Raw genomic sequence first — 26,089 nt, forward strand, 5'->3', positions numbered from 1 at the left:
TAAAGAAATCTTCAGCCGCCCAGGTCGACGAGTTCCACAGATGGTAATGTCTGGTTGAGAAATGCGGAACCAAGCCGTTGGAACTTTTCGATGGAGTCGGTGGCATAGAAGACGCATCCCGGCGATCCTTCCGCAATGGGTGTCGCTCCTGGAATGCTAGCCGCGACAGCGCTTGCAGTTGCTGCTGCCGAATCGATGATTTGCATGGGATGATGCAGCGTCTTCAAGGTAGTTTCGATCAGTGGTTTCAGCAGTGGGTAATGGGTGCAACCCAGCAACAGGATGTTAGCCTCCGGAGCCTGTTCCAGGGCTTCCAGCAGATAAAGCCGTAGCACCTCAAGTGTGACCGCCATATGTGCTGGCTGGTCGAGCCAGCCCTCCTCAACGAGCGGTACTAAAAGCGGGCAGGCTTTTTCAGTCACACGAAGTCCAAGCTGATGCAGAGTGCGACTATAGGCTCCAGATTGCGTTGTTGCGGTCGTCGCGAGCACCAGAACGTGAGATCCGGCGATGCCTTGGGGGCTCTTCTCCGCAGCCACCAGGGCAGCTTGCGCTCCGGGTTCGACCACACCCACTACAGGGAGGGGAAGCGCGGTGCGAATATCCTCAAGCGCCAGTGCAGTCGCGGTATTGCAGGCAATCACCAGGAGTTCGGCTCCTTGATCGGCAAGAAACTTTGCGCTGGAGATCGCGTAACGTGCGATCGTCTCGTGAGATTTCGACCCATAGGGGAGCCGCGCTGTATCGCCGAGGTAGACGAAACGGGTATCCGGGATCAACGGCAGAAGCTCGCGCAGTACGGTCAGTCCGCCAAATCCGGAATCGAAGACGCCGATCGTTTTCATGGTTGGGTGGCTTCCTCGCTCGGGGCGGTCGCATGGGTTGCGATGTTATTGAGTGGATACGCGCGATTCAGGCTGATATGGCCTGCCAGAGTCTCTCGTGGTTGACCATCGACCAAAAATCTCGCCTCGTTGTACTCCGGAAATGCGGCGTGCAAAGTCGCAAGAATCGAGTCGAGAGTAAGTTCTTCTGCCTCAATTCCTGAGGGGTGGTTGTCCGCAAAAGAACTGTGTAGGTTGATGAGGATCGTCTTGTTCGAACGACCCTTCACAGAATCTGTGAGGAAAAACACATCATCGACAGATGGTCCGCTTTGCAAGTGATGCGCTGAATCGTTTGCGGAATACTGAGTCAGTAAATGCTCCAAGAGAACCCGCGCCCGCAGAGATGGATCCTGTGGAAGCGCCACTTGAGAGCGAATTGATCGTAGGGATGCGTCCGCATCCGAGGCCATATAAAGCGTAACCTCTCCGGTGGCTGCGGTTGTTGGAGCTGCAATCGGAGTTGCGTCATTGAGCGCGGTGAGCCGTTTGTGCGCCTCACGGCAGCCATGCATCAGGAAGGCTCCCATCAGCAGAATGCACGCGATCAGGCTCCAAAAGAGAATGCGTTGATAGCGCGGAATCATTGCGTGGCTCCTGCGTGTGGGCCAGAGCCAGAGTCTGTGGGAGACGGTGCATTGTGCGTGCGAAAGGATGCCAGTCCGGTTGCGATTGCATTGATGATGCGCTGCTGATAGGCCACATCGGTGGGGGCAGTTGTATTCCCAGAAGATTTCAGTGGTGCGATCTCAATCGCAACTGATGGGCAAATCAGATTGTCGATCGGGGGAACTGACGCACGAAGAAGCAACACGGGGACATGCGCTGCATCGAGAGCGAGGCCAACCTCATTCGCCAGGCGCAGGCTCATCGGTAGAACAGCGGCTTGTGCCTGACTCCAGGGAAGCACCCGATTGAGCGAAGGGTTTCCTTCGGGAAGGGAAGAAGAGATCAGATGAACGCCTGTACCCGTGGAACTTGCATGAATCACGATGCACGCAATGGGACGGTCGTGGTTCGCGATTCCTGCGCGTTGGTCCGTTGGAATTTCATTGGCAGGATCGGAGTCTCGAGTCATTACTACCGTAAACCCTTGGGCTGTAAGCGCGGGGCGAAGTCGTTGTGCGAACGTCAGCGTTACGTTTTTTTCTACCGCGCTGTTGGCCAGTTGCGCTCCTGCATCGGGTCCTCCATGGGCCGGATCAAGAACGACTAAATTGCGATAAAAGGCCGGTAGGGGTCTTGGAGGCGCTGGCTGGGGAGTCGCCGTCACGCCTGGAGTCGCCGGAGCAGGAACTGGCCGCGGCGTTCCCTGCGCAAGGGCCGCGCAGTGCAATCCTCCAATCAGAAGAGAAAGCGCGGCTTTGAGGATGGAGGTGTGAGTTTCAGTCACGGTTTGGGGAGTCTATCCAATCCTGTTCGGCAGTTGTTTCAAAGGCCCTACCGAAAATATACTGTCTCGGCAGGGCCTTGAGCCTGTTTCGTCGTACTGAAGTTTAATCGAGAGCGTAGATTGCTAGTCCGCTCAGCAGCTTGGGATAGAAGTCGGTCGACTTCTGTGGCATCACATCTCCCGCCAGCGAGACATCCTTCAACTGTTCCAGCGTAATCGGCTTGATCAGGAAGGCGATGTTGGCATCTCCCTCGGTCACCATCTTTGCGGCCTCGTCGGCCTCGCGTAGATAGCTTACGCTGCCCAGGCGCGTAATGGTTTCCTGATCCAATCCCAGCAACTTATCGAGCACCACGCGATGCAATTGCACGACATCGAGCTGTCGCTGGCGTTGTGGTACGTCCTGAAGCAGCTTGTCGATGACGTCCGTCTTCGCGGTGAGGAGATAGCTGCCATCGATCGTGACTGCGATGAAGGCCGTTCGGTCCGTGCTTGAGAGCACAGAGAGATTGGGGGAGGCTAGTTCCTTGATGTCGAAGTAGGCGCTGGCACGCGTAATAAAGTCCGGAGAGGAAAAGTTCTCCAGCCCATGAACAACGCGGTGGGTCGGCAGAATCGTGATTCCCGGAGCGTCCATGTTGACGAAGGTCATCATCATCGCCGCCTCGGGAAACGGAGGAGCAGGCAGATTTCCGGGAGAGAGCTTTTCGTCCTCGTCGAGAGGTTGGTTCAAGGGTAGCTTCAACTGTGCCGAGCGTTCCTTGGCATAGGCGACTGAGGTTTCGTAGCGGTGGTGTCCATCGGCGATGATCAGTTTTTTGTCCGCTATGGCCGTAACAAGAAGGTTGATCAGAGCCGGATCGGTCAGCTTCCATACGCGATGCACAACCCCGTACTCATCGGTGATTGCCAGATCGGCTGGGTTCTCGTCCTTCCCATCCGGACCCTCGACGCCGAAGATCAGCTTTTCCGCCGTAAAGGCCGGGTCGGAGTAGAGCATATAAATTTGTTCGCAGTAGGTGCGCGTCGCTTTGAACAGGCTCATGCGATCGCTCTTATGCTTCGGAAAGGTCTGCTCGTGGCGGTAAACAACTTTGTCGGCATAGTCGTAGAGGTGGCCAAGGGCAATAAAGCCTCGCCGCTCCCGAACCTCGTTGGTATGTGGAACCGTATAGGTCTGCGAGTAACCGTAAAGTGCAGGCTCGGCCTCTTCCTTGAGAATGCCCTCTTTACGCCAGTCCTTCAGGGTTTCGGCAGCGCGGGTATAGACGTTCTCCTGGTCGTTGTCGCCGGCCAGATGTTTGCCCAGGATCACGCGGATCAGGTTATAGGGGCTCGTCTCGTAGTAACGGTCCTGCATGGCCGGAGAAATCTTGTCATATGGCTGGGTGACGACGTCTTCCATGTTGACGCGGGCGGGGTCGTAGCGAAGGGCGCGGAAGGGGTAAATGCGGGCCATGCGGTCTGTTAGGTTCTCCCTCAGGTGTGAGTTCGTATATTTCGATTGTACGGGGCGTGCCCGCAACCCGTCGGCTTCAAATGATCATCTGTCTGCAAAGGCATGACAAACAGGCATGGAAAGGCGTCTATAAGGAAGTAGGAGCACATCGGCCGGATTCGGTGTATATTCTGCGGACGGAGTCGAAATGACCGCCTGGTGAGATGCAATCTCCGGCAGATCGAGCAAAGCAGGATCGGGCCGGAACCAGACAGGTCGCGGAGATGACCAGGCCATGCGGAAGACGATGAATTTCGGATTAGGGCGGAGATCAGGGACGGCTTTTGGATGGCTCCAGAGGCCGTTTCGAATCATAACCCTCCTTCTATTTGCCTTGCTACCGGTCTATGCCGGAATCTCTGCCTGCGCCCAGGAGAATCCTTTGGGCGAGGTCAATACCCAGCCTCCCCCTCCTGCGCCGAAGTCCCCGGAGGATTTAAAGCCGGTTGTCGAAGGCGCAAATAATGTTGCCGCGAATGCGACTTCCCGACGGGATGCCCGGATCCGGGTCGATGTTAACCTCGTTCTGGTGCCTGCAACCGTTACCGATCCGCTAAATCGTCTGGTAACTGGCCTGGAGAAAGAAAACTTCGAGATCTACGATAACAATGTCGGGCAGTCGATCAAGAGCTTTTCGACCGAAGATGCGCCGGTGACGATCGGAATCGTCTTCGACCTGAGCGGAAGTATGAGTTCCAAATTCAATCGCGCCCGTAAAGCGCTCAGCGAGTTTCTGCGAACCTCCAACCCACAGGATGAATTCTTCGTCGTCGGCTTCAACGACCGGCCGGCTGTTATCGTCGACTACACTTCGGATGTCGATGACATTGAGGCGCGCATGGTAATGCTGAAGCCCGAGAACCGAACAGCGCTGATCGATGCGACCTATCTCGGCATGATGAAGCTGCGCGATGCCAAATATGAGCGCAAGGCCCTGCTGATCATCTCCGATGGAGGCGATAATCGCAGCCGTTATACCGAAGGCGAGCTGCGTCGCGCAGTCCGCGAAAGCGACGTGCAAATCTACTCCATCGGCATCTTCGATCAATATGCTCCCACTCAGGAAGAGCAGCTTGGCCCGATTTTGTTGAGCGATATCTGCGAGATGACCGGCGGGCGGATGTTCCGCGTGGGAGATATTGCCGACCTCAGCGATATCGCTACTCGCATTAGCGCAGAATTGCGGAACGAGTATGTGATTGGTTACAGGCCATCGGATATGAAGAAAGATGGCAACTGGCGTAAATTGAAGATAAGACTGGTTCCGCCACCGGGGTTACCTCCGCTGACGGTCCATAATCGCCAGGGGTACTATGCACCTTCGGAGTAAAGCTCTGCTGTGGGGAGCCGTTGTAGCAGTAATGCTGGTTGTTCCCTGCACAGCAAATGCGTGGGGGCAGGCGAAAACCCCTCCATCGACAACAGGAACAGTGCAGCAGTCGTCGCAACCTTCCCTGACGGTCGATCGCGATCCTATCGCTTCCCCCGATCCGGATACCCCGGTCGCGTCTGCAAATGAGGACGGTCGGACAGAAGCTCCCGAAGGCCAGATCCAGCGAGGAGCTGGCGGCAAATACACCCTCCGCACCGATGCCTATGAGGTGCGCCTTAATGCAACCGTGCTCGATTCCAGCGGCAAGTCGATCCTCACCTTGGGGAAAGACGATTTCAAGGTCTTCGAGGATGGCGTTCCGCAGACTATTGCATCGTTTCGACACGAAGATCTTCCAGTTTCCATTGGAATCCTGATCGACAGCTCGGGTTCGATGTACGACAAACGCGCAGCCGTCGAACAGACCGCACTGAACCTGATCAAGCTTTCGAACAAGGATGACGAAGCCTTTGTGGTGGATTTCTCCTGGGAGGCATTCATTGACCAGGACTTCACGAATGATATCGACAAGCTGCGACAGGGGTTGAACTACATCAAATCGAGTGGAGGAACTGCCATTTACGATGCTCTGGTTGCTTCGGCCGATTACCTGACGAAGAACGCAAAGCATCCCAAGCAGGTTCTGCTGCTTGTTACAGACGGCGAAGATAATGCTTCGACAGCCTCTCTGGAGCAGGCGATTCGCAGGATTCAGGACCTGGATGGCCCAGTGATTTATTCGATCGGTCTGCTTTTTGGCCAGGATACCGACAAGCGTGAAGCGCGTCACGCCCGCCGCGTCCTGGAGACTCTCAGCGAGCAGACCGGAGGAGTGGCCTACTTTCCGCGTTCTCTGAAGGACGTGGACCCGATTGCGGCTGAGGTGGCGCAGGACATCCGCACGCAGTACACCATCGCCTATCACTCCACGAAGTCGCCGGCGCTGGGGGGGTACCGCCAGATTCGCGTCGACGCGAAGACGAAAGGCATGGGCAAGTTGTCGGTGCGGACAAGAACCGGATATTATCCGCGAATTGCCGCCGGTGCTTCTGCCTCGGGTGAGGCGGCGTCCAACGCCAAAGGAAACGATACGGCGACACGGCCCTGAGGATGAGAAGAGCAGAGACGATCATTGAGCTTGTTGGCCAGACTCCCATCGTACGTCTGGCAGCGCTGGAACCAGAAGGCGGAGCGGAGATTTGGGCCAAGCTGGAGTATTTGAACCCTGGCGGAAGCATTAAGGACCGCGCTGCGCTGGGGATTGTGCTGGATGCCGAACGACGAGGTGTGCTCCAGTCAGGATCGACCATCGTCGAGGCGACGGCGGGAAATACCGGCGTCGGCTTGGCGCTGATCGGAGTCAACCGCGGATACAAGGTCGTGCTTTACGTTCCCGAGCAGTTCGCTGAAGAGAAGTGCATCCTGATGCGCGCTTTGGGAGCAACGGTAATCCGGACTCCTGATGCTGAAGGCATGGCGGGAGCAATTCGTCGGGCGCTGGAGTTCGAGCGCGAGACCGAAGGCGCATTTGCGGCGTTGCAGTTTGAGAATCCGGCCAATCCTGACTTTCATGAACAGACAACCGCCGTCGAGATCTGGGAGCAGATGCAGGGCAGCGTGGATGCCTGGATCTCGGGCGTTGGCTCAGCGGGGACGTTCACGGGCGTTTCGCGCTTTCTGAAGAAGAAGCGCGATGACATTCTCTGTATCGCAGTCGAGCCGCAGGGAAGCGTTCTGCAGGGTGGTGAGCCGGACAAGCACAAGGTGGAAGGGATCGGCGTCTCGTTTATTCCAGCCACGTTCGATCGCAGCGTTTGCGATCGTGTGATTCGCATCATGGACCCCCAGGCATTCGAGATGGTGAAACGGTTAGCGGCGGAAACAGGCGTCTTTGCTGGTTCCAGCGCTGGCGCGATGGTCTGCGCTGCTGTAGAAGTGGCGGCTGAACTTGGCAAAGGCAGACGGGTCGTTACGGTGATTCCCGATTCGGCGGAACGGTATCTTTCGAAGGGGATTTTCAACGGTTAGGTCGTGGTGAGCCTGAGCGAACCGCAGATCCTTCGACTCGCTGCACTCGCTCAGGATGACACTTTTTTGAACACGATATTGAGAGGCAAACATGGTTGAGGCTAAGAAGTTAGGTTTTGCGACACGGGCGATTCATGACGGACAAGAACCGGATGAGTTGACCGGTGCGGTAAATGTTCCCATTTACCTGACCTCGACCTACCAGCAGGAGGCGATCGGGAAGAACAAAGGACATGAATATGCCCGGCTGACGAATCCCACGCGCGATGCCTTGGAGGAAAGCCTCCGGTCGCTCGAAGGTGGTAAGAGTGCGCATGTCTTCGCTTCAGGGATGGCAGCGATTACAGCGATGCTGACGATGATGAAGACAGGCGATCATGTCGTCTGCTCGGACAACGTGTACGGAGGTACACAACGAGTTTTCGACAAGGTGCTGTCGAATTATGGCCTCACGTTCACCTACGTCGACACAAGTGTTGCGGAAGATGTGGCGAAGGCAATTCGTCCCGAGACAAAGCTGGTGCACATCGAAACGCCGACGAATCCGATGATGGCGATTACAGACATCCGTGCCGTCGCTGATATCTGTCATGCGAAGGGTGTGGAGCTGAGCGTGGACAACACCTTTCTCTCGCCTTATCTGCAGAGCCCGATTGAACTGGGCGCAGATATTGTGATGCATTCGACGACGAAATTTCTGAATGGCCACTCCGACGGATTGGGTGGCGTTTTGGTCTGCACGACTGACGAGCAGGCAGAGCGCTTCCGGTATGTGCAGAAGTGCACCGGTGGGATACTGTCGCCGTTCGAGAGTTATTTGCTGCTGCGTGGCGTGAAGACGCTTGCGGTTCGAATGAAGCAGCACGATGAAAACGGTCGCGCGGTGGCGGAGTTTCTGGCCGGACATAAGGCGGTGAAGAAGGTCTTTTATCCGGGGTTGAAAGACCATCCCCAGCATGAACTGGCCAAACAGCAGCAGAGCGGCTTTGGGTCGATGATCTCGATTGAGCTGGGTTCCTTTGATCGGGCCAATGAGTTTGCCCGACGACTGAAGCTTGGCTACCTTGCGGAATCGCTCGGGGGAGTGGAGACGTTGATTTGCCATCCCGCGACGATGACTCACGCAGCGGTTGGAGCCGAGGGACGGGCGAAGCTCGGAATTACTGATGGACTGATGCGAATCTCCGTCGGGATCGAGGATGTGGACGACATCATCGCGGACCTGGATCAGGCCTTAGCGTAGATCCAATGCAGGTCCCTTTCAGGGCAGGCTCTTCGGCTGCGGCAGCTACGCTGCCCTCGCTCAGGGATGACACTTTCCGGGAAACACCATGTTGCGGAACCACCCCCCCTCATCTTGTTTTGCGCAAAGTATTGATTTCAAGTCGGTTGATGGCGAACTTGATTCGTAAAATATTGAATTTGAATGGTTTAGATGTCAAAATATAGAAAACAAAAGATTTACCGATAGAAAGCCCCGGCTTTGCCGGGGCTTTTTCAACTCTTCTGAAATTAGTTTAGCAAGCTGAAGGGAGTGAATCTGCACTTTGCTTTCAGAATGGAAGTCTTGTTTTATGTGTGACTTGTAGCGATTTTCTATAAGAGCAGGGCTTGACAGGTTCGCATGATGGCTTCTTTCTGAAAATCCTCACTCTGGGAGATTGTTACTTCGAGTGAAGATTTCGAAAGGGCGACCTTTTGTCTTCGTTTATCGCTTTGAGCTGCCAGCCTTCATCGCCTGACGCAACGTCTGCTCGTCTTTATCGCCCCAGTACTTGCAGTCCAGTCGTAGAAAGACCGAGGTATAAGGCATCGCCATGTTGGTCTTGAGGACCAACACTTTGTAGGTCTTGCCTGCTTCGCTGATCATGCCCAGAATCTGCTCGTGCGGAAGCGACTGGATGGAACGGCCATGCAGTGTTTTTTTGAGATCTTCGCGGTAGCTGTTTATCTTTGCGAAGTTCTGCGAAGGGACAAATGGAAGCTCAGCATCCAGATAGACGTCAGGGGCGACGTGAATGGAATGGTCGATCGCATTGAGCACGGCACTGGTCACAGCGAGTTGATCGGTGCCCGTCTCAATCGTCTCGATTCCTGGAGAGACCTGCAGAGGATAGGCTGAGTCGACGATCAAAATCCAATTGCGATGGCCCAGCAGCGGCAGTTGTTGTTTGAGTTTGCTCTGCCAGCTGGTAGAGGCAGCCTGCGCGGAACACGCTGGAGTGAAAGATGCTGTCGCGATGAGTAAGAGTGTTGCAAGAACGTTGATTCTTCGCATGAAAACTCTCCGGCCCTATGGTCGCATACTCGTAAGAGCCCGGAGAACTTAGCTTCGGATTTGTCCGATGTTGAGGGATTCGATTTTGTTATCGAGGTCTTGTTGCGCAGCATCGCGTTGCTGATGAAGGGTATCGAGCTCCTTTCGCAGAGCGGCTAGTTTGTCTTCCTGTTGATTGAGCTCGTCGGTATAGCGTTTGGCGAGGGAGCGTTCTTCAGAGGAACCTTTGAGCGTGGAGAGATTTTCGCGAATGCGTTTCTGGTCTTCAGTGATCTGATTGATATCGGCCTGGCGAGCCTTGATTTGATTGTCGAGAGAAGCGAGGGCGCGTTTTGCAGCGAAGACGGGTTCGAGTTGCTGAAGGACGGTGGGGTTGGCGTTGCGAAGGATAAGGGTGAGTTGCTCGTCGGTGGTGTTGACGAGACGGAAATGCAACTCGAAGTCGCGGCGTTGACCGATGTGAAGACGGACAGATTCTCCGGCGGCGGTGGCGACGCGGAAGCGATAGGCGTCTGGCGTGGTTTCGGCGGGCTGAGGATCAGAGTCGAGTTTCCAACCTGAGCGTTTGGGCTGCTCGACGATGACGGTGCGTGGATCGGGAGCGGAGTTGTGAACAATGTATTCGACTTCGGAGACCTCGCTAGTCTGCTGGCGGAGGACTCCTTTAACGATGGAGAAGGAGAGAATGCGTTGTGTGTCGTGGGAATAGTCGGTGGTGACGCGGATGGCTTGGTCGGCGGCGTAGGAGAGGAGGCGACGCTCCGAGGGATGGATGGGGTCGAGGAGACCTTCGCCTCCGAAGTTTCCGTTTTCGACGATGGAGAAGGAGCCTCGGTCGAGGGTGAGGTTGCTGGAGTTGGTGATCCAGAGCGCGCGGAGTGGGCGCGGTTGTGTGGGAGACCAGAGAGACACGCGCTCGACGGGAAGTTTGGACTGGAGGATGGGAACGAGTGCGGACTCGTTTTTGCGAATGGTGACAGGATCGGAGAGTTTGTACTCGAAGTAGTCGTCATAGGCAGAGGTGGTGGTGTTGGGAGTGATGGAGTCGGCTGCGGCGGACTCGTAGGCGACCATTGGCTCTGCTGCCACGGCGACGGTTTCATTGGTATTGCCGATGCCTCCCATGACTCCGCTGCTGATGCGTTGCGGATTCCGGGATTTGAGCGCAAACCCGTTGCCGCTGCCAACTCCTGAACCTGCGCCCATGCCGGACATTCCAGCTACGCCTGCCATCTGAGGTGCGGCCTTTGCGGATTCGATACTGCTCTCATGGGTTTGAGGAGTGAGTTGGGCATCTTGTGCGATGGGAATATCGGGACGGCGAGAGTAGATGGGTTGGGAGAGAGGTTGAATAAAGCTCTGTGGAGAGCCGGCGATTAGGGAGAGCTGCACGTTGTTCCAATCGGTGCCGACGGTGTTATCGACGACGGCCCAGCCCTGGAGTGTGGCAGTGGAAGGCGTGGTGCCAGAGGGCGAGTCCGTGAGGAGGATACGGTAGGTTGACTTCCAGATGGGAACTTCGGAGATGTAGGAGACACGAAGCTGGCGGGTACCAGTGCCGTTGTCGCGCAGGGAGAGGTGGCGGAGTCCTTCGGAGCGGTTGGCGGCGATGAGTTCGAGATAGCGGGAGAGGTCGCTGTGGAGGGATGAGTCGAGGAGGCGGACCTGAGTGGAGGGAGTGAGCTCAAGGGAGCGAATGGCGCCGGAGTCGGAGATAACGGTGAGGAAGCGCTTTTCAGCGGCAGGGGAGTTTTCGGTTGGACCTGGGACAGAGCGAATTTCGATATTGAGGATGCGTCCAGAGAAGGCAGAACCGGAACCGGCGACTTCGACGTGAGCGCCACGGATGGCGGAGTAGAGGTCTGTGGCGGAAGGGTCTTCGGAGAGGGCGAGAGGAAGGGACTTGAGCTGCTGGCCGAGTGGTGTGGCGGAGTTGTAGCCTGCGCCGGTGATACGTCCTCCGTTGAGGTCGATTGCGGTGAGGGACTGGAGGACGTCGTTGAGCTGTGCGGTGGTGAAGTCGATAGTAACGGTCTGGTTGCCAGTGACAGAGCCAGAGTGTTCGAAGAAGCCGACTCCATTTTTGTAAAGGGCGATGCGGGTGACGGGGAGAGCGTTGGACTTCTCGGAGGAGGGAGGTTTTGAGGCTGCGGACTTAATGACTGCGGACGGTGTCTTTGCGGTCTGAGCGGTAAGGGTGAGGGCGGAGACAAACAGGGCAGATGCAGTGAGGGAGCGCAAGGTAAACCTTTCGTCCGGCTAAGTTTGTTGCTGGGTCTGTAGACTCCGACGAACAGAGAAAGGTTCCCATTGAGAGTGAAGAAAAGTTTTAAACGGAAGAGGATATTTGATCGTTGCAGAGGCCGCGCTGGGATGCTTTCGGATTGCGAAAACAGAATGGGAGAGACAAAAGTGCGAATGCAGGAGTATGGTTTTTTCTGATAGTTGTATTAGTTTTATTTATGGAGAGACGACGATGTTTCTGACGGAAGAGCAGGAGCAGTTACGGAAAGAGGTGAGGGCGTTTGCGGAAAGAGAGGTCGCTCCGCATGTGATGGAGTGGGATGAGAAGAGCGAGTTTCCGCACGCGGTGGTGAAGAAGCTGGGAGAGATGGGGTTGATGGGGGTGATCTTTCCTGAGGAGTTGGGCGGAGCAGGGATGGGGTATGTGGAGTATGTGACGGCGATTGAAGAGCTGTCGCGGGTGGACGGAAGTGTGGGGATTATTGTTGCGGCACATAATTCGCTGTGTACGAATCACATCATGATTGCGGGGAATGATCCGCAAAGGAAGCGTTGGATTCCAAAGCTGGCGAGTGGAGAGTGGCTGGGGGCGTGGGGGCTGACGGAGCCGGGGTCCGGAAGCGATGCGGGAGGTGCTCGCACGACAGCGGTGAAGCGTGGAGATAAGTGGGTATTGAATGGGGCGAAGACCTTTATTACAAACGGAACGTATGCGAACTGCGCTGTGGTTTTGGCGGTGACCGATAAAGAGAAGGGCGCGAGCGGTGGGATTACGGCGTTCGTTGTGGAGAAGGGAACACCAGGATTTCGGCCGGGAAAGAAGGAGAACAAGCTTGGGCTGCGGGCGAGCGATACGGCGGAGCTGATCTTTGAGAACTGCGAGGTTCCGGAAGAGAACCAGATTGGCAAGATCGGTGAAGGCTTCAAGGACGCGATGCGTGTGCTGGATGGAGGAAGGATTTCAATTGCGGCGTTGAGTCTGGGGATGGCGAGGGGTGCACTCGATGCGGCGAAAAAGTATGCGCTAGAGCGGCGACAGTTTGGAAAGTCGATTGCGGAGTTCCAGGGGATTCAGTTCAAATTCGCCGATATGGCGACAGAGCTGGATGCGGCGTGGCTGCTGACAATGCGGGCGGCGACGATGAAGGATAAGAAGCAGAAGACGACGATGGAGTCGGCGATGGCAAAGCTGTATGCGAGCGAGGTCGCGTGCAGGATCTGCGATGAGGGAGTGCAGATTCACGGAGGGTATGGGTTCATCAAGGACTATCCGGCGGAGAAATTTTACAGAGATGTCAGACTGTGTCCCATCGGTGAGGGGACGAGCGAGATCCAGCGGATGGTGATTGCACGAGAGCTGCTGGGGAAGGCTCCGAGCAGGGGGTAAGTTTGGATGATTTCTCCCGCGGTGGGCCTAAAGGGGCCTAATCTTTCAAGGCACGGTAGACCAGGGTGAGGAGCGCGGAGGTCAGGACGACCCAGGCGAACTGATACCAGTAGAAGAAGGGGAAGCCTAGCAGGACTGGGGTTGTGCGCGCGTAAAGCTGGGGGAAGCAGAGGGCAAGGTAGGGCACTGCCAGCAGAATCCAGAGAAAAGGTTTATTTCTCAAGGACGTATTTTTATCTGGTTTGCCTGTCATGGTTGTCTTCCAGACGATGCTATCACGGAGAAAAGTAGAGCAATCGGATAGAGTGGAAGTATGGAAGCTCCAAGGGAAGAGGCAGCGCGGAACCTGCTGGAATCGGTACGGATTATGGCGCGGCTTCGCGGACCGGATGGATGTCCCTGGGACCGGGAACAGACCTTTGACACGATCAAGCGGTACACGCTGGAGGAGACCTACGAGGTCTTCGATGCGATTGAGCGCCGTGCCTGGAGCGATCTGAAGGACGAGCTTGGCGATCTGTTTTTGCAGGTCCTGTTTTATTCCCAGATGGCGACAGAGGCAGGGTATTTCGATATCAGCGATGTGGCCGAGAATCTGAATGCGAAACTGATCCGGCGACATCCTCATGTCTTTGGCGATGTCGAAGCTGCTGATGCGGCGACGGTGTTGAAGAACTGGGAAGAGATTAAGCAGGAAGAGAAGCGAGCCATACCAGAGAAGGCACCGGCTTCAATGTTGGATGATATTCCGCATTCGATGCCTGCATGGATGGAGGCGGGGAAGCTGGGATCGCGCGCGGCGAAGGTTGGGTTCGACTGGCCGGACACTGAAGGGCTATTTGCGAAACTCGAAGAAGAGATCGGCGAGTTACAGGCCGAGCTACACGCGCCCGATAAAAAAGCCGAAGCGATTGAAGATGAGCTAGGCGACCTGATGTTTACGGTTGCGAATCTTGCGCGACATCTGAAAGTAGATTCTGAATCGGCTCTGCGTAGAGCGAATGAGAAATTTCGCAGAAGGTTTCAGCAGATGGAGAGGGCTGCCGGAGGTCGCGAGGGACTGGCCGCGCTCGGGGCGGATGAGCTTGAGGAGTTGTGGCGGCAGGCCAAGAGAGATAACGATTCGGATGGGATTGACGGTTCTGCCCAGTGAAAATGGTGCATTTGCGAGGTTTGTAGAGAAGACAAGATGAGTGCGAAACCACAAGATTCGATCGAGATTCGGCCTTTGACGGAGTTGGAGGAGTTTGAGCGTTGCGTGACCCTGCAGCTTGAGGTTTGGGGTTACAGCGATGGTGATCTGATTCCGCGGCGCGTTTTTCTGGTCGCGCAAAGGATTGGCGGCCAGGTGCTGGGTGCCTTTGATGGGAAGACGATTATTGGTTTTGCCATGGGACTGCCGGGATATCGAAATGGCCACTCCTATCTGCATTCGCACATGCTGGCCGTGTTGCCGGAGTATCGCAATGCCGGATTGGGACGAAGGATGAAACTGGCCCAACGAGACGATGCGATTGCACGGGGGCTGGACCTGATGGAGTGGACCTACGATCCGCTGGAGATCAAGAACGCGCATCTGAATATTGCGCGGCTGGGGGCGATCTCCAGGCGGTATAAGCCAGATTTTTATGGGCCTTCCTCTTCTCCCTTGCAGGGCGGGCTGCCGACGGATAGGCTATACGCGGAATGGTGGCTGAAGTCTCCCAGAGTAACGGATATTCTGCGAGGAGAGACCCAGCCGATGGAAGTGATCGAACGCGTTACTGTCCCGCACGCCATCTACCAGTGGAAGCAGGACCCTCAGCAACGATCTCTGGCGAAGCAGGTGCAGAGTGCAAATCGTGAGGCTCTGCAGATGGCCTTCGACCGTGGGTTGAGCGTTTTGGGTTACGAGCGCGATGCAGAGGGCAACGGCACATTTCTGCTTGGCCGATGGAATGATGTAGAGCAGGGAGCCTGGAAGTAACGCGGACACGAAGAGCCGCATAAATCGGAATTACAGCTAAGAGACGGGAGCAAGTTGATGCTGAATATTGATGCGATTCATATGCGGGAGATCAACATGCCGCTGGCCCATCCGTTTGAAACCAGCTTTGGTCTGACAACGGCGCGGCGCATTCTTCTGGTAGAGCTGGAGAGTGAAGGACTGACGGCATGGGGAGAATGCGTTGCCGGGGAGCATCCTTATTTCAGCGACGAGATGATCGATACGGCGTGGATCATCACGGAGACGGAACTGGCTCCGCGATTGCTTGATGCAAACATCGAACACGGCGGAGATGTTCCTGACCTGCTGAAGCAGGTACGCGGTCACCGGATGGCCAAGGCTGCCCTGGAGAGTGCAGTGTGGGACCTAGAGGCGCAGCAAAAGAAGGTTCCTCTGGCAGAGCTACTGGGAGGAACACGCGAGATCATTCCGTGTGGAGTCTCTATTGGGATTCAGCCAACGTTAGAAAAGCTGCTGGAGAAGATTGAGACGGAGCTGGAAGCGGGATATCAACGCATCAAGCTGAAGTGTAAGCCGGGCTGGGACAATCATATCTTTGAAGCCGTTCGCAAACGGTGGCCAAAGATCCTGTTGAGCTGCGATGCGAATTCGGCCTATCGGATGAAGGATTTCGATCACATCGCGACATGGGACCAGTTTCGTCTCCTGATGATTGAACAGCCGCTATGGTACGACGATTTTTACTTCCACTCCATGTTGCAAAAGAGGATTGAGACAGCGATCTGTTTGGATGAGTCGATTCGTAACCGTCGTGATGCGCTTGCGGCAATCGATATGGAGTCGTGCCAGATTATTAACATCAAAGTCGGGCGTGTTGGCGGGTTCAGTGAGGCAATTGCCGTTCATAATGTGGCCGCGGAGCGTGGGATTCCAGTGTGGTGCGGCGGAATGTTAGAGACAGGGATTGGACGAGCGCACAATATCGCACTCTCCTCGTTGCCGAACTTTTCTTTGCCTGGCGATGTTTCAGCTTCGGCTCGTTATTGGGAGCAGGACATTATTGAACCTGAAGTCACGGTGAGTAAGAAGGGTGAGATTGTGGTTCCTACCGGAATCGGGTCTGGTTATACGGTGCTGCCGGAACGAATCGAGAAGCTGACCGTGCGAAAGCAGACTCTACGGGCGAAGGCTCGGGTCACTGCATAGCCTTAGCGCGTTGGAAGAGGCGTGTTCAATAGAAGCTGAATTGCCTCCTGATAGCTCATGAGAGGGACCTCCTGGAAATTCCAGGCATCGACATCGGTTTTGATGTCGAGGGTCTTTACCATCAGAGCGCGAATGGTAATGCGTTCGCGGAAGTGGGTATAGGTCCATCGGCCATTGCCGGCGTCGGCCTGTTCAAGCGTGAGTTGACCACCAGGGTAAATGTGGGCGAGCATCCCCCATCCGAAGTTGACACCACGGAAGATGTTTCCTTCCAGGCGGAGCACCTGCCGAGATTTTGGGTCGAACCAAGCGCGTCCCTTGAGCCCTGTGAGAGCTTCGGCGGTTGTGCTGGGAGGATGGAACTTTGGGTTGGGTACGTAGTCGATTACGACCTCAGTGATTCCGGGATTCTTGCCAGTTTGAGGCTGACCCGGAGCATAGGTGTAGAGCATTGCATCGGGCATTAAGCGAATCAGCTGATCCGCGATCTTTTTTCCGGATTCGCTGTTTTTGACATGCTTCGCGAAGCCCTGGGGGTCGCGAAGCATGTTGTTGAGGCGCTCACGTTCTGCTTTGTCCTGTTCCTCGGTGAGAGGCTTCCCGTCGCGAAGGATGAGACGTGCTACAGTGCCATCTTTGCTTTCGATAACGTCGCGAACCTGGTCACCTTTTGTATCGACGATGTGCATACGGTAACGAAGGTAAGAGCTTTTATCGTGAATGGCCTTCAGTTCATTTTCGACTGCGCCAGCGACCCAGTCTCGCGGCGGGATGGAGAGTAGAGAGGAAGCGTTTGCCGAGACCGAGGTTTGAGCTTGGCAGATCGAGGAGAATGGTCCTGAAGAAAAGAGAAGAAAGAAGCCAAGGCAGAGAATCTGGATTGCAGCAGGACGGTGCGTCGTTTTGCCTTTTAGTGTTCGATGAGGCATTGGATGAAAGGGATGATTCTTCCTAGGCACGATTGATTATCTTACTTATGACGTATCGGGCAGGGGAAAGTTTTCCTTGTTTGCCACATACGAGGCGGTTGGGTATAGTTCGGGCAAGGTGCAGAAGGCCGGAAGTTTTGTTGAGGAGAGGGAATGAAACCAGCAGAAGGGTCCACTGTCATTGGCAAGTCGGTCCGTATTCATGGGGAGTTGTCTGGCAACGAAGATCTATATCTTGACGGCGATCTCGAAGGAACCATCACGCTTCCGGACCATGCGCTGACGGTTGGGCCGAATGCGCAGATATTGGCGGAGATTCGTGCCAAGGAGCTGACGGTGTTTGGTAAGGTGACAGGGAATCTGCATGTGAGCAGTCGGGTGGACATTCGCCAATCGGCAGTGGTGAATGGAGACATCTTCAGCGGGCGCCTGGCGATCGAAGAGAATGCCACGATCAAGGGGAAGGTTGTCCTGGGAGAGAATGGACGCGGCTCGGAATCCACGTCTGCGGGAACAGGCCCCGGACAAGAATCGCTCTTTGTTGAATCCAAAGTATAAAAGCATAGATGAGAAGGAAGCCGAACGATGCGTAATTTCTTTGGTGGTGGAGAAGGTACGGGATCTTCGCGCGGGCCAGCGAATAAGATTCCACGGCACTCCAGCGGCTGGAAGGATCTTCAAAAGTATTTAAAGGAACAGGAGTCACTTCGAGTTCTGGATATTGGTCCAACTTCTTCGACGAATATTAACTATCTTACGAGCCTCGGCCACAGCATATATATGGCGAATCTAGTAGAGGAGGCTGCCAGACCGGAATGGGTGATTGCAGGCGAGGGTGGAGAAGGAAATTCCTATGATGTCGATCGATTTATCGAGTCGAATTTAAACTTTTCGGGACGAAACTTCGATGTCGTAATGCTGTGGGATACGGCAGACTTTCTGCCGGAAGCATTTGTGGGGCCCATGTTCGAACGGCTCCGCGACGTGATTGTACCGGGCGGACGGATGCTGGCTTTCTTTCATTCCACGAATGACCCGAACGCGGCTTTTTGCCGGTATCACCTGACCGATACTGAGATGGTGGAGATGCAGAAGGCGGGAAGTTATCCTTTGCTTAATAGCTATAACAATCGCAAGATTGAAAATTTGTTGAGCGAGTTTGCTAGTTATCGGTTCTTTCTAGCGAAGGATAGTCTGCGCGAAGTGATTGTGACGCGCTAGATACTTTGGGAAAAAGAAAGGCGCAACCATCGAGATTGCGCCTTTTCTCTTTACGATTCTTACTTCCCGGAGGTCTGTTTTCTACGTTCGGCCCATCGCTTCTTCATGGCATCCGCGATACGCTTTCGGCCTTCAGGACTCAGCTTGCGCTTCTTTTGTCTTGGTGCGGTGTTTGAGCTGCCCTTGGGGCGTCCACGATTGGAACGAGCTGGTTGAGAGGCACCTGCGAGAAGTGCGCGAGCCTGTTGTAACTTCTTAATCTGGGCATCAATCTCAGCGATAATTCGAGTAACTTCCACCTATATCTCCCTTTTAGACCGGAGTAAGAATCAATCTCACGAAACTAACCCACAAGATTCGAACAAAAGCAATAAGTAGACGATACAGGACTTACTTCCGCGCCGCAAATTTACGAGCGATTTCCTTAATTATTTTCTAACTACTTTGTATCCGGATTTTCCGCTAGGTGCTCGGGTTGAGAGAGCAATGCATATCCAGGCCCCGATTTATCCAATTCTTCGTGATAGAGGGTGCCGAGCCCGCGCCGTTGCGTGGCGCGTTGCAGATCGTGCTGAAGACGAAGGAGCAGTCCTTCTTTATCCTGAGCAAATTCCGATGCCATGCGAGTTAGCGCATAGGTCACAACATCGCTGTGGTGAAGGTTACGCATGCTGGGATCGCGGCGCAGATTGAGCCACAAACGGTGAACCAGTTGGACCTCGTCGGCAGGGATCGTCGGAGCATGTGGACCGATATGGAAACTAAGTGCTTCTCCATCGGGTTTTATGACGTAAAAGGTGAACTGGCGTTTTGGCTCGGGAAGAGCTTCCCAGGCTTGTCCAACATGGTAAGCCTGTTCTTCGGCTGTCAACTTGCTAGAGAGTCCTGAGATAACGGCAGCGGCGTCCAGGGAATTTGCGGTTCGAACAAGGGCAGCAAAGATGTCTCCAGCAGGAACGACCAGTAGAGAGATGTGTTTCCCGAAACTCTCTGCGACCGACACGGCCTTGGTAAAAAGCATCTGCTCGTGCTCGCTGAAGAGTTGTTCAGAGGCTTCCACATACTCCGGTCCGCCTACCCCCATCATGCGAGCGGCGAGAACGACGATGTCCTGTTCCTCGGTATTGGTATGCGAGAGAGCCCATTTGAGGGCGAAGGGAGTGGCCGCATCGCGCATAGTGACGATGACTGCTCCTGGACGAATCTCCAGAGCAGAACAACCGACTGTGTCCTGATGCTCAAGCTGGAAGTGCTCTTGCATCTGTCTGGTTTTCAGGTCATGGCGGCGTTTGTTGTCCCGTTCTGAAAGCCAGAAGACAACGAAGAAAACCGCGGCGAAGACTACGCCGCTTACGGTAGCGACGGACTTGGTGAATAAATTGACGATTGCGGTTGTAAACAGAACGAGAAAGACAGAGAGCAGCCCGAGTGGAATTTCGAACTTGCCGATGTGCAGGTTGAGAGGTACCTTCCAGCCGCGTTCGCCCTTGTATTTCCAGCGGAGGACAAGCATCGCCAGCGCGTTGAAGGTAAAACTCCAGATGACGCCGAATGCATAGGCTTCGCCGATGATAATGACGTTGCCCCGAGTGAGAGCAATGACCAGCAACTGGAGTCCGGCGACGAGGTTGACGATTCGATAGCTGGTTCCATATTTCTTCTGTGGCTTGCGGAACCAATCGGTCAGCACGCCATCTTCGGCGATGCGCATGAGAACACCGGTGGAACCAACGATTGCAGTGTTGACGGCTCCGCCAAGAATAAAGAAGCCAACCAGCACGACAAAGCACCGGAAGATGATGCGAAGAAGCTCTGGCCCCACCATGTACATCGCCATGCCAGCGATGAGATTGTCGCGGTAGACGTGTACCCGAACCGCGTCGGGGATGATCATCACAGCGAGCATGGTGCAGATGCCGGTGAAGAAAAAGCTGTATGTCGCGATAACCAGTGCGGCGCGTTTCAGGTTTTTGAGCTTGGGATGTTCAATCTCTCGATTGACCTGTGCCAGTGATTCTTCGCCGCTCATAGCGAGGACAGAGTGCCCGAATGCCATTAGAACTCCGAAGAGACCGAGAGAGGTCGCAAAGCGGGTTCCTTTAAGAAAGCCGAGAGCGTCGGAGCTGAAGTGCAGATTCGACGGGACGGGAAGAGGAGGAAGCTGGGCTCCACGATGAAAGACGGTAAAGAGCCCCCAGGCCAGAAGGACGACCACCATCACGGTGGTGATCTTCATGATGTCGAGTGCTCGCTGGCTGGACTCTTCGATCCCTTTGATGTTCTGCCACCAGAAATACAACGTGATGGCCGCGGCAATAAAAGCAGAGGCCAGATCGGGCCGCAGATGAGGGGTGGATACCCAGTGGAACCGATGGCTTGCGGAGACCATCAGGTCGTTAAACATCCCGATGATGTACTGGCCGGCAGAGACACCTGAGATCGGTCCGGTCAGCACGTAGTCGAACATCAGAGCCGAGACGCTGATCTTTGCAAAGGTGCTGCCCAGGGCTTCTTTGACGATGCGATAGACGCCGCCTCGCGTAAACATCGAACAGCTTTCAACGTATACGGACCGGACTGCATAGGCGAAAAACACGACTCCCAAGATGAGCCAGGGGGCAGATTTTCCCACTGCTTCTTCCGCAAGGCCGCCGGCGTAGAAGGCGGAGGAGCCTAAATCGTTGAGGACAATAGCGGCCGCACGCCAGAAAGAGATGAACGTGAGCATGACCGAGGACGCTACGACGAGGCGCACCCGGTTGGATTGCGGCAGAACGGCAGGATTTTTTATTGAATCCATTAAGTTATGAGGGACGCCTCTCGAACCGGCGTCCGCGTCCAGAAAGCTCCATCCCACGATAGTTTAAGAGGGAGCTTTTCCAGCGTCAATTGGTAAGACCATATCTAAGACATAAGGCCTAGAGCTCATCTTCTTCGTCTTTTGTGAAGACTTCCCGCAGATCGCGCAAGGTTGTGACGATAACGACAAGCATCGATCCTGCGATTCCTACAAAGAAGAGCGGCACCAGAATCGACCGTAGCAGATGAAGCAGAGGATCCATATCCACCGTCATTCTAAACCTCTGGCGAGCAAAGGACAGATGGTAGACTCAGCGCAATGCGACTTGTCCCGGGATGGTTGTGGGTGGTGGCGGCCCTCTCTGGGGTACTGCAGGTTCTGTGTTTCCCCATTGCAGGACCTGTCCCGGCCTGGCGCGCGGCTTTTTGCTGGGTGGCATTAACTCCGCTGCTTTGGGCGCTTACACAGAAGAACAGGCAGGGGAAGGGGCTAACCGCTTCTGAAAGCGCAACTCTGGGATATCTTTGTGGCTTTTGCTGGTACCTGGGGAATTGCTACTGGATCTACCAGACGATGTATCTTTACGGCGGTCTGGATAAGCCGATTGCTGCGGGAATATTGATTTTGTTCTGTCTCTATCTGGGACTCTACCATGCGTTGTTCGCCGGCATGTTTGGTGCGGTGCGATCTTGCTTCGGAACGCAGATTGCGTTATTGCTAAGTCCGCTTGTGTGGGTTGCGGTTGAGCTGGCCAGGGCGAGAATCACCGGATTTCCGTGGGACCCGCTAGGAATGGCCCAGATCGACAATACGGCACTAACCCGGCTGGCTCCGATTACTGGAGTGTATGGGCTGTCGTTCATCATCGCGCTGGTCAATGCACTGTGGTTGTTGCGTATTCAGGTCCGCGAACGGCGACATACGCGGCTTCTGCTAACAGTTGCTGGAGTGGTATTGATCGTGTCGTATGTCGTTGGTGTCCGGAAGATCGCAACGCGACAGAATGAACGCACCGATGCCACGGCGACCCTGCTGCAACAGAATCTTGAGGTGGGTGCGGCAGCCAAGGGGCCGGAGCCGTCGACACAAGAGCTGCTCGATTCCTTCTCTTATCTCAGCCGGTATCCGGGGACGAAGGTGTACCTCGGGAACCCCGGGAAGAGAACTCCTCAGGTTACATTTGCACCGAAGGCTGGTCCTCAGGATGCTGATCTGATTGTGTGGCCGGAGTCTCCGGCGCCGTTTCAGGAAGACGATCCGCAGTTCCGTGCAGCCCTTTCGCAGCTGGCGCAGCAGGCCCATGCTCCGGTGATCGTAGGAAACATCTTTCTACAGCAGACGAGTTCTGATTCACGCGGATACTCGATGTTCAACTCTGCCGCTTTTGTTACGCCCCAGGGAGAATTCGCCGGACGCTACAACAAGATGCACCTGGTGCCGTTTGGAGAATATGTACCGTTCAAGGGTCTCTTCTTCTTTGCGCAGAGCCTGCTACACGAGGTGGGTACTTTCGAGCCGGGCACGTCGAGAACCCTGTTTGCGGTCAACGGGCATCGTTACGGCACCTTCATTTGCTACGAGTCGATCTTTGGAGATGAAGTCCGCGAGTTCGTTCGCGATGGGGCCGATGTATTGATCAACATCTCGAACGATGGGTGGTATGGAGATACTAGCGCTCCATGGCAGCACCTGAACATGGTGCGGATGCGGGCGATTGAGAATCATCGCTGGGTGTTGCGGGCGACGAATACGGGTGTGACCGCTTCGATCGACCCCTATGGTCGTGTGATGGAGTCTGCTGCACGTCACGAGCGGACGAGCATTCGCGTGGGCTTTGGATATGAGCACGATGTCACCTTCTACACGGCCCATGGCGACTGGTTTGCATGGCTCTGCGCGGTGGTAGCGGTTGTTGCATTTGGATGGAGCCTCCGGATGAGGGATGCCGTAAACTAAAGTTATGTTGAGTGATCTGGAATACACGTACTCCCCGGTGCGCGAAAAAGTTCGCGATCTGCGGGAGTATCTTTGACGCTCCGCGTCTGAAGCGTGAACTAGCCGAAATTGAAGAGAAGACCGCTGACCCATCGATCTGGGCCGACCCTGCGCGTTCGCAGCCGCTGATGCGGGAACGAAAGCGGATTGAGAATCTGTTGGCGGATGAGGGCGAACTGGCGCGTCGCGCGGACGATATCGAGGCTTACTTTGAGCTTGCGCGCGAGGGGGAGGACACGGAGTCCGATCTCGCACGTGAGATTCCGGCGCTGGTGGAGTTTGCAGAACAGCTGGAATCGAAGACGATGCTCTCGGAAGAGAGCGATCCCCTGAATGCGATCGTGGTGGTACATCCCGGCGCGGGCGGAACGGAGTCGCAGGACTGGGCCGAGATGCTGATGCGGATGTACATCCGCTGGGGTGAGCGGCAGAACTTTAAGGTAGAGATCAACGAAATTCAGGATGGTGACGAGGCTGGTATCAAGTCGGCCACGTTTACGATCTCCGGCGAGTTTGCCTATGGATTGCTGTCGGGTGAAACCGGTGTACATCGGCTGGTGCGCATTTCGCCGTTTGATTCAGCGAAGCGGCGCCACACGAGTTTTGCTTCGGTCTTTGTTTCGCCGGAGATTGACGACACGATCGTGATCGACATCAAGCCGGAAGACCTGCGTATCGATACCTACCGCTCAGGCGGCAAGGGAGGGCAGCACGTCAATACGACGGATTCCGCGGTGCGTATTACTCACCTTCCCACGGGCCTTGTCGCAGGTTGTCAGAATGAGCGCTCGCAGCACAAGAACAAAGAGAAGGCGATGAAGCTGCTCCGTTCACGACTCTATGAGTTCGAACTCGAAAAGAAGAAGGCCGTGTCGAAGAAGTTGGAAGACTCGAAGCTGGATATTAAGTTTGGCTCGCAGATTCGCAGCTATGTGATGCAGCCTTATCGCATGGTGAAGGACCTGCGGACGAGGGTTGAGGTTGGAGACGTGGACCGCGTGCTCGATGGTGATCTGGAGCCGTTTATTCGTGGATATTTGAAGATGCGTCGTGAGGGTGGAGTTCCTGCCGCTGTGGCGGTCGACGACGATCTGTAAAAAGAGCTAGCGCCGTGGTTGGCTGACAGCAGATACTTGGTGCCTATGAATCATTCTGCTGCGGTAAAGCCGGACTACGGCATCGATGCCCCTGCAGTACTTCGTAATCTGTTTCTCTTTGGTGGGCTGTGCCTTGTCCTGGGCATCGTTTTGCCGCCAGTCCTACATCTTGGCCCGGTGAAGCTGATTACGCGGCCTACGTTTCTTTGGCCTGCATTCTTCCTCCTTCTGGAAGGCTGTTTGTACTTGCTCTATGTCAAGGTAGGCAAGTTTCATCATCGCGACTTTATCCTTTCGCTCCACAACTGGCGCGGTGATGAACAGATACTCGATGTTGGATGCGGACGCGGTCTGTTGCTGGCCGGCGCAGCGAAGCGGCTCAACGCGGGGGGACATGCGACAGGAATCGATATCTGGTCGGCGGAGGATCTATCGGGCAATGCAGAGGCCGCCACGCAACAGAATCTTGAGCTTGAGGGAGTAGCCGCGCGCTGCACGCTGGTGAGCCAGTCCGCAGCGGAGATGCCGTTTCCGGATGCGTCCTTTGATGTGGTGGTTTCGAATCTCTGCCTGCATAACATCTATGAGAAGTCTGCCCGCATGGCTGCTCTTGGACATATTGCTCGTGTTCTGCGGCCAGGTGGAGTGGCTGTGCTCTCGGACTACAAGAAGACCGGAGAATATGCTTCTGAGCTGCGAAGACTTGGACTTCAGGTAGAGAAGAAACGGAAGGGGATGTTGACCACTTTTCCTCCTCTGGTGGTTGTGGTGGCCCAGAAGCCGTTGTGACCTGCTGCTGCCTGCGAGCATCCAAAGCACAGACTCTCAGCGAGGTGTTTGGATGGCAAAGACAGTAGAAACGGGAACAGAGGAGCTGCGGAAGCAGCTTTTAGCGTTACTGCAGGGTGGTCAGGCCCATGCAACGTTCGATGAAGCTGTGGCTGATTTTCCTGTAGAGCACCGGGGCACAGTGCCCGAGGGATTACCGTACTCTGCATGGCAGTTGCTCGAGCATATTCGTATCTCTCAGCGAGACATCCTGGAGTTCAGCGCACCGCCGACGGGCGGATATCAGCCAAAGGCGTGGCCCGAGGATTACTGGCCGAAGTCTGCGCAGCCATCATCTGCCCATGTCTGGGAAGCATCCATTGCCGCGATCCGAAAGGACCGCGAGGCGTTCGAGAAACTCATCCTGCGCCCAGAAGCCGATCTGTACAAACCCTTTCGCTGGGGCGAGGGTCAAAATCTCCTGCGCGAAGCTTTGCTGATCGCCGACCACGCGGCTTATCACATTGGCGAGCTGATTCTGCTGCGTCGCTTGTTGGGGATCTGGCACAAGTAAACTGATCGGGATCGAGAGGATGTTCGGCAATGAATGAGCCTGAGGTGATTCGAGCGATGCTGGGGAATCCTCCTGCGGAGCCCCGCACCATTGCGGTCGTGGGGCTTTCGAGCAATCCTGATAAGCCGAGCCACTATGTTCCGGCCTATATGCAGCATCATGGCTACCGCATTTTGCCTGTCAACCCACAGATCGACTCGGTCCTTGGCGAGCGGGCGTATCCGACGCTTGCCGACCTTCCCACGAAGCCCGATGTGGTGAATGTTTTCCGGTTGCCGCAGTTTATTCCCGGGATCGTCCAGCAGATGCTGGATCTTGGTTTTAAGAATCTGTGGGTGCAATTGGGGATTGTGAACCTTGAGGCTGCGGCGAAGGCGGAGGAGGGTGGTATCTGGGTGGTGATGGACCACTGCATTATGGTCGAACATCGCCTTGCTGGGCTTCGTGGATGATTTACCCCCTACAAT

At 55.3% G+C, this 26,089-nt stretch carries 26 protein-coding genes; 15 read left to right on the forward strand and 11 right to left on the reverse strand.

Going from position 1 to position 26,089, the window contains the following annotated elements; translation table 11 throughout:
• Positions 1 to 11 precede the first annotated feature (11 nt).
• The 4 genes from murI to H7846_RS07305 form a co-directional block, all read right to left on the reverse strand.
• Positions 12 to 845 (reverse strand): glutamate racemase, encoded by an 834-nt coding sequence (murI, locus tag H7846_RS07290; protein WP_186695808.1) that lies wholly within the window; start codon positions 843 to 845, stop codon positions 12 to 14.
• Positions 842 to 1,471 carry a GerMN domain-containing protein gene (locus tag H7846_RS07295; RefSeq protein WP_186695809.1) on the reverse strand — a complete coding sequence of 210 codons (630 nt, stop codon included), beginning with the start codon at positions 1,469 to 1,471 and terminating at the stop codon, positions 842 to 844. The genes murI and H7846_RS07295 overlap by 4 nt, the downstream gene beginning before the upstream one ends.
• The gene (locus tag H7846_RS07300; protein WP_186695810.1) at positions 1,468 to 2,277 is read right to left on the reverse strand and encodes an N-acetylmuramoyl-L-alanine amidase; all 810 of its coding nucleotides are present in this window, start codon (positions 2,275 to 2,277) and stop codon (positions 1,468 to 1,470) included. The genes H7846_RS07295 and H7846_RS07300 overlap by 4 nt, the downstream gene beginning before the upstream one ends.
• A 103-nt stretch (positions 2,278 to 2,380) precedes the next feature.
• Positions 2,381 to 3,736: a DUF1015 domain-containing protein gene (locus H7846_RS07305; RefSeq protein WP_186695811.1), complete on the reverse strand. Its 1,356-nt coding sequence runs from the start codon at positions 3,734 to 3,736 to the stop codon at positions 2,381 to 2,383.
• A gap of 274 nt (positions 3,737 to 4,010) precedes the next feature.
• On the opposite strand from H7846_RS07305, the gene H7846_RS07310 reads away from it, so the two are divergent.
• From H7846_RS07310 to H7846_RS07325, 4 genes are all read left to right on the forward strand, one after another.
• Positions 4,011 to 5,105, forward strand: a complete 1,095-nt coding sequence (locus H7846_RS07310; RefSeq protein ID WP_255460913.1) for a VWA domain-containing protein — start codon at positions 4,011 to 4,013, stop codon at positions 5,103 to 5,105.
• Positions 5,089 to 6,255 carry a VWA domain-containing protein gene (locus H7846_RS07315; protein WP_255460914.1) on the forward strand — a complete coding sequence of 389 codons (1,167 nt, stop codon included), beginning with the start codon at positions 5,089 to 5,091 and terminating at the stop codon, positions 6,253 to 6,255. Before H7846_RS07310 ends, H7846_RS07315 begins: the two co-directional genes overlap by 17 nt.
• A gap of 2 nt (positions 6,256 to 6,257) precedes the next feature.
• Positions 6,258 to 7,175 (forward strand): cysteine synthase A, encoded by a 918-nt coding sequence (gene cysK / locus H7846_RS07320; protein WP_186695812.1) that lies wholly within the window; start codon positions 6,258 to 6,260, stop codon positions 7,173 to 7,175.
• A 91-nt stretch (positions 7,176 to 7,266) separates the two neighbouring features.
• Positions 7,267 to 8,418 carry a trans-sulfuration enzyme family protein gene (locus H7846_RS07325; protein WP_186695813.1) on the forward strand — a complete coding sequence of 384 codons (1,152 nt, stop codon included), beginning with the start codon at positions 7,267 to 7,269 and terminating at the stop codon, positions 8,416 to 8,418.
• A gap of 465 nt (positions 8,419 to 8,883) precedes the next feature.
• Here the strand turns inward: H7846_RS07325 and H7846_RS07330 are convergent, their stop codons facing one another.
• Both H7846_RS07330 and H7846_RS07335 read right to left on the reverse strand, forming a co-directional pair.
• Positions 8,884 to 9,453: an RbsD/FucU domain-containing protein gene (locus tag H7846_RS07330; protein ID WP_186695814.1), complete on the reverse strand. Its 570-nt coding sequence runs from the start codon at positions 9,451 to 9,453 to the stop codon at positions 8,884 to 8,886.
• A gap of 48 nt (positions 9,454 to 9,501) precedes the next feature.
• Positions 9,502 to 11,694: a DUF4139 domain-containing protein gene (locus H7846_RS07335; protein WP_186695815.1), complete on the reverse strand. Its 2,193-nt coding sequence runs from the start codon at positions 11,692 to 11,694 to the stop codon at positions 9,502 to 9,504.
• Between the two features lie 235 nt (positions 11,695 to 11,929).
• Between H7846_RS07335 and H7846_RS07340 the strand changes: the two genes are divergently transcribed.
• On the forward strand, positions 11,930 to 13,084 hold the full coding sequence (locus tag H7846_RS07340; RefSeq protein ID WP_186695816.1) for an acyl-CoA dehydrogenase: 1,155 nt from the start codon (positions 11,930 to 11,932) through the stop codon (positions 13,082 to 13,084).
• Positions 13,085 to 13,121: 37 nt separating this feature from the next.
• On the opposite strand, the gene H7846_RS07345 is transcribed toward H7846_RS07340, so the two are convergent.
• Positions 13,122 to 13,307, reverse strand: coding sequence for a DUF3311 domain-containing protein (locus H7846_RS07345; RefSeq protein WP_255460917.1), 186 nt, complete (start codon positions 13,305 to 13,307; stop codon positions 13,122 to 13,124).
• A 90-nt stretch (positions 13,308 to 13,397) separates the two neighbouring features.
• On the opposite strand from H7846_RS07345, the gene mazG reads away from it, so the two are divergent.
• From mazG to menC, 3 genes are read left to right on the forward strand one after another with little or no spacing between them, the layout of a single operon-like run.
• On the forward strand, positions 13,398 to 14,237 hold the full coding sequence (gene mazG, locus H7846_RS07350) for a nucleoside triphosphate pyrophosphohydrolase (protein WP_186695818.1): 840 nt from the start codon (positions 13,398 to 13,400) through the stop codon (positions 14,235 to 14,237).
• A 36-nt stretch (positions 14,238 to 14,273) separates the two neighbouring features.
• Positions 14,274 to 15,050 carry a GNAT family N-acetyltransferase gene (locus tag H7846_RS07355; RefSeq protein WP_186695819.1) on the forward strand — a complete coding sequence of 259 codons (777 nt, stop codon included), beginning with the start codon at positions 14,274 to 14,276 and terminating at the stop codon, positions 15,048 to 15,050.
• A gap of 60 nt (positions 15,051 to 15,110) precedes the next feature.
• Complete coding sequence (gene menC, locus H7846_RS07360; protein WP_186696242.1) at positions 15,111 to 16,238, forward strand: o-succinylbenzoate synthase; 1,128 nt, start codon at positions 15,111 to 15,113, stop codon at positions 16,236 to 16,238.
• A gap of 2 nt (positions 16,239 to 16,240) precedes the next feature.
• Here menC and H7846_RS07365 read toward each other — a convergent pair whose 3' ends face one another.
• Positions 16,241 to 17,167, reverse strand: coding sequence for a hypothetical protein (locus H7846_RS07365; RefSeq protein ID WP_186695820.1), 927 nt, complete (start codon positions 17,165 to 17,167; stop codon positions 16,241 to 16,243).
• A gap of 153 nt (positions 17,168 to 17,320) precedes the next feature.
• Between H7846_RS07365 and H7846_RS07370 the strand changes: the two genes are divergently transcribed.
• Together H7846_RS07370 and H7846_RS07375 are read left to right on the forward strand one after the other, a co-directional pair.
• The gene (locus H7846_RS07370; protein ID WP_186695821.1) at positions 17,321 to 17,725 is read left to right on the forward strand and encodes a bactofilin family protein; all 405 of its coding nucleotides are present in this window, start codon (positions 17,321 to 17,323) and stop codon (positions 17,723 to 17,725) included.
• Positions 17,726 to 17,752: 27 nt separating this feature from the next.
• Positions 17,753 to 18,388 (forward strand): class I SAM-dependent methyltransferase, encoded by a 636-nt coding sequence (locus tag H7846_RS07375; RefSeq protein WP_255460918.1) that lies wholly within the window; start codon positions 17,753 to 17,755, stop codon positions 18,386 to 18,388.
• A gap of 59 nt (positions 18,389 to 18,447) precedes the next feature.
• Here H7846_RS07375 and H7846_RS07380 read toward each other — a convergent pair whose 3' ends face one another.
• From H7846_RS07380 to H7846_RS07390, 3 genes are all read right to left on the reverse strand, one after another.
• Complete coding sequence (locus H7846_RS07380; RefSeq protein WP_186695822.1) at positions 18,448 to 18,687, reverse strand: hypothetical protein; 240 nt, start codon at positions 18,685 to 18,687, stop codon at positions 18,448 to 18,450.
• Between the two features lie 140 nt (positions 18,688 to 18,827).
• The gene (locus H7846_RS07385; RefSeq protein ID WP_255460919.1) at positions 18,828 to 21,188 is read right to left on the reverse strand and encodes an APC family permease; all 2,361 of its coding nucleotides are present in this window, start codon (positions 21,186 to 21,188) and stop codon (positions 18,828 to 18,830) included.
• A 118-nt stretch (positions 21,189 to 21,306) separates the two neighbouring features.
• On the reverse strand, positions 21,307 to 21,462 hold the full coding sequence (locus H7846_RS07390) for a hypothetical protein (RefSeq protein ID WP_186695823.1): 156 nt from the start codon (positions 21,460 to 21,462) through the stop codon (positions 21,307 to 21,309).
• A 44-nt stretch (positions 21,463 to 21,506) separates the two neighbouring features.
• Here H7846_RS07390 and lnt point away from each other — a divergent pair, with 44 nt between their 5' ends.
• The 5 genes from lnt to H7846_RS07415 all read left to right on the forward strand — a co-directional run bounded on the left by lnt (position 21,507) and on the right by H7846_RS07415 (position 26,074).
• Entirely contained in the window at positions 21,507 to 23,144 is a 1,638-nt protein-coding gene (gene lnt / locus H7846_RS07395) for an apolipoprotein N-acyltransferase (RefSeq protein WP_255460922.1), read from the forward strand.
• Between the two features lie 4 nt (positions 23,145 to 23,148).
• Positions 23,149 to 24,280, forward strand: a protein-coding gene (gene prfB, locus H7846_RS07400; RefSeq protein ID WP_186695824.1) for a peptide chain release factor 2 whose coding sequence is annotated in 2 segments (ribosomal slippage) — positions 23,149 to 23,217 and positions 23,219 to 24,280 — 1,131 coding nt in all. Because the reading frame shifts where the segments join, the coding sequence is not laid out codon by codon here.
• A 45-nt stretch (positions 24,281 to 24,325) separates the two neighbouring features.
• A complete protein-coding gene (locus tag H7846_RS07405) occupies positions 24,326 to 25,069 on the forward strand; it encodes a class I SAM-dependent methyltransferase (protein ID WP_186695825.1) in 744 nt (247 codons plus the stop codon).
• 52 nt (positions 25,070 to 25,121) lie between these two features.
• Positions 25,122 to 25,622: a DinB family protein gene (locus tag H7846_RS07410; protein WP_186695826.1), complete on the forward strand. Its 501-nt coding sequence runs from the start codon at positions 25,122 to 25,124 to the stop codon at positions 25,620 to 25,622.
• A gap of 29 nt (positions 25,623 to 25,651) precedes the next feature.
• On the forward strand, positions 25,652 to 26,074 hold the full coding sequence (locus H7846_RS07415; RefSeq protein ID WP_186695827.1) for a CoA-binding protein: 423 nt from the start codon (positions 25,652 to 25,654) through the stop codon (positions 26,072 to 26,074).
• The last annotated feature ends 15 nt before the right edge of the window (positions 26,075 to 26,089 follow it).

This window comes from Edaphobacter sp. 4G125 (assembly GCF_014274685.1).
GTDB lineage: Bacteria > Acidobacteriota > Terriglobia > Terriglobales > Acidobacteriaceae > Edaphobacter.